Source organism: Proteiniphilum sp. UBA1028, from assembly GCF_002316955.1.
Taxonomy (GTDB): domain Bacteria; phylum Bacteroidota; class Bacteroidia; order Bacteroidales; family Dysgonomonadaceae; genus Proteiniphilum.
Window position 1 is genome coordinate 1 of the sequence record NZ_DCEN01000057.1, and the last position, 3,741, is coordinate 3,741.

Below are 3,741 nucleotides of genomic sequence, written 5' to 3' on the forward strand. Positions count from 1 at the left end.
GCAAATTTGGAGGACCCGTCAGCACGCATGGTGAGAGAGAGTAGATACTTGTGCAGGTAGTTGTAGTTGGCCTGTCCGAAGAAAGATGCGGTACGGTCAGGCGTTGAAGTAGCGGTATAGGAATCCTGTGGAGTACCAAATCCCATGTTGTCCCACGCTTGTCGGGCTTCAAATGCACGGGGGAAGTACCGATTCTGCTGGAAGTTGATTTTCGATTGGTCATGGAAGATTTCCTGCCCCAGAAGGAGGCTGATATTGTGATCATCTTTCACCGTGAAACCGTAGTTGGCGGTATTGGTCCAGATATACCGGAGTGATTGACGCTTGTCAATTCTTGATACCGGTTGAGAGTTGTTGTTCTGCCCTGTACTGGTCAATGCCCCCCAGAAGCGATACTGGTCTCTCCAGTCCAATCCAATCGTTGCTTCTGTACGAAGTACCAAACCATCGATCGGCTTCCAGTCCAATGCGAAGGCGTTGGAGTAATTGTACGTATATCGTCTTTGTTGGTTGATCTTGATGTCACTCTTCGGGTTGGTATAGGTGAAAAGTTCCTCTTCATCGGGATCCGCATATGCAGGGTCCACGTATCCATATTCACGTAGGCCGTTGGTGGGACGATAACGCAGTACATCGATGATGCCGCCGGTGCCGATGTTGTCACCACCAGCTCCTTCATCGCGCCGGAACGTAAATTTTGGATTGATCTGTAAAGTCAGTCTATCAGAGATGTCGATGGCGGTCTTGAGGTTTAGGTTGGTACGCCGTACGCCCGATCCCAGGATGATCCCTTTGTCTTCACTCTGTGTGAGTGAGAGGTTGAAGCGTATGCTTTCACTTCCTCCACCAATCGCAACGTTGGTGGAGTAGTTGATCGGATTTTCACCCATCACTTCGTCCTGCCAGTCGTGGGTAGGCAAAGTAGCATATAGGTCGAGGTCATTCGGGTTGCCGAAGTTGGCCCGGAAGAATTTTGCGTTGCTGGACCGACTGCCGTTGCTGGCAGACCATTCATACTGGTAGCGGGCAAACTCTTTGGTATCCATCAGATTCAGTTTTTTGGAGAGATGGCTGGTGGAGAGATGGGAGTTCAGGCTGACCTGTATCTTCCCCGCTTTGGCCGATTTGGTTGTGACAACCACCACTCCGTTACCTCCTTTTGCACCATAAATGGCGGTGATGGAGGCATCTTTCAAGACGTCGATAGAGGCAATATCCGTCGGAGGGATGTCGTTGATGTGTTCTACCTGAAAACCGTCCACGATATAGAGTGGCGCATTGCTTTGCGTTACGGACGTACCCCCGCGTACACGGATGTTGATGTCGGCACCAGGAGCACCGTCGACAGTAGTAACCTGCACGCCGGAGATTTTACCCTGCAAAGCAACAGCAGCCGAGGTGACGGGAACAGCTGCGATCTTTGTCCCTGACACAGAGCCCACTGATCCGGTCAGATCCTTTCTTACCCTGCTTCCATAACCGACCACGATCACCTCTTCCAGGCTTGACACATCTTCCTCCATCGTAATGTTCACCACATTTCCGGTGATGGGAACTTCTACGTTTTGCATACCGATGTAAGAAACTGTCAGCGTGGTTGCCGATGAGGGTGCAACCAGTGTGTAGTTACCGTCGATATCAGTGGCAGCACCAATGTTGTGTCCTTTCACCATCACATTGGCTCCGATGACGGGTTCACCCCCGGTGTCTTTCACGACACCCCTGATTGTTCTCTCCTGAGCAGTGAGGGGCAAGAGTGTGAGGAAAAATAACAGACTAATGAGTAGCCGCGGTTTCCATGTTGAATTGTTCATATGATTCGTGTTTTTTAAAATTTGGTAATTATTTATAAATGCTTTATTTGGTCGAGCTTTGATGAATTCGATTGTCTTTTGTTTATAAAATCATTACGACTCAAATTTTAGAGTAAGCAAACGTTTTCTTAAGTTCGACATGCGTATCTACTGGATGTTGCAACAGAGATAAAATTATATATTTTAAACATGTGTATAGTTAAAATTACATATTGCAATTTTAGTCGTTTGCTGTATATTGAGGGTGGAATATTTGTTTTTTTTTGGATGATGAATTGACTTTGTTTATTATTCTACGATGATTATCGAAGATGGGCAGTTATCCATTTCATAATAGAAAAGCGGGTATCAAATGAAATCCAATGTTCGTTGATGGGGGTGATCAGCGCCTCTTTTTCCGTATCAAGCAGATTGTATACGATATAGCTGGTGGTAGGCGGGCATACATCGTCATTGAAACCCCATGTCATCCATACAGGCACCTTGATTTGTCTGGCGAAATTGACCACATCGTAATATTCCAGTGTTTTCAATATTTCCGGTCTGTCCATCTCCTCAAACTTAGTGAATAGATGCGGATAACCTCCAGCGCGTCCCGCTTTGTACCCGGCCATATCGCTCAGTGCGGGGTGATTTGCAGCACAAGCTGTGATCTTTGGGTTAAGTGCGGTGGTAACCAGTGCCAGCGCACCTCCCTGACTCCCTCCCTGGGCGATTATGTTTTTCCCATCCCATTCCGGCAATGTGGTCAAATAGTCGACTGCTCTCACGCAGGATAGATATACTTTTTTCATGTAATATGTGTCCCGGTGCCCCAGACCGTTCACCAGATAACTGTTATTTCTGGTGCCAAAAGCACGGCTGATTTCGGTATAGGTCTCCTGGTCAAGGTCGGGACGTATGCCGTGTATCTCCATATCGAACCGGATAAATCCATTTTCGGCGTAAAAGATATCTTTCATCGGGTTCATCGGTTTGATTCCTGCACCCGGGGGTGAAAAGACAACGGGATATTTTCCCTCTTTTTTCGGTAGAGTCAGGTAACCATAGACATATTGTCCTTTCTTGTATGCCTGCAATTTAATCAGGTAACAATCTACACTGTTGCTCGAGTATTCGGGAACAAATTTTTTTTCAATATCCATCGGACATTGAGCAGCTTCCTGTAAGGCATTCTGCCAAAACGGAACAAAGTCGTCCGGGTAGCTGGTATATGGCCTCAATTTTTCAGGTTCGAACCCCACTTTGATGTGGTGTCTGTATTCTCTACCGTCGATTGTCACCGCCAGCTTGCAATCTTTGAACCCTGGATGAGTCATCGTGCCCAGCGAGACAGCCCCTTTTCCGTTTTTCAACGTTACACTCCCTTCTCTTTCTGATGGCATTAGTTCGGGGCCGATTGAGTAGTTAATCTCCACATCATTCATTAAAGATCCGTAGCGGTAGAGAGCTATCGAAACAGTTGCCTCCTGATCGAGCTCATAGAGCCAGTTGTTCCTGTCGGGGGTGGTGACCCACAACAGGTCACTTTGCTGCGGGTAGTTTTGTGACAATAAAAATGAGACAACTCCCCAAAACATACACATAGATAAGTAGAACTTTTTCATCACTATTTAGGTATTGATCTGTTTTGCAATATTAATACATTTTAATATATGCTGTCGGTGTCATTTTGGTTTTTAAGGGGTGAAAAATTGTTGACAGCCTAGTTTGTGATTCTTCATTTCAAATAACCTTTCAAATTTGTCTCTACGGTGATGATAAATCGCTGGTAACGGGTCAACGCGGGCGAGCCGCCGTCGGTCACCTCGCAGATGAGATGGATCTCGATACCTGTCCCAGCGTCGGCGGGGAGGGTGAGGTGCGCCGCAGACTTATCTGTTTTGTTGAGGGTGACCCTGTATTTGTGAGTTGTTCTATTCATTCT

Annotated in this window: 2 protein-coding genes and 1 pseudogene; all 3 read right to left on the reverse strand. The window is 46.8% G+C overall.

Annotation, left to right across the window (positions count from 1 at the left end; translation table 11 throughout):
* Nucleotides 1-1,814, reverse strand: a 1,814-nt coding sequence (locus tag B3Z75_RS10515) for a SusC/RagA family TonB-linked outer membrane protein (RefSeq protein ID WP_294071364.1), incomplete at its 3' end; no start/stop codon positions are given.
* A gap of 302 nt (nt 1,815-2,116) precedes the next feature.
* Nucleotides 2,117-3,421 carry an acetylxylan esterase gene (locus B3Z75_RS10520; RefSeq protein ID WP_294071367.1) on the reverse strand — a complete coding sequence of 435 codons (1,305 nt, stop codon included), beginning with the start codon at nt 3,419-3,421 and terminating at the stop codon, nt 2,117-2,119.
* 113 nt (nt 3,422-3,534) lie between these two features.
* A pseudogene (locus B3Z75_RS10525) lies at nt 3,535-3,741 on the reverse strand (hypothetical protein); the annotation flags it as partial.

Bases quoted from the DNA above. Each gene is read 5' to 3' on its own strand.
- B3Z75_RS10520 (WP_294071367.1), bottom strand. From the start codon at position 3,421: ATGAAAAAGTTCTACTTATCTATGTGTATGTTTTGGGGAGTTGTCTCA.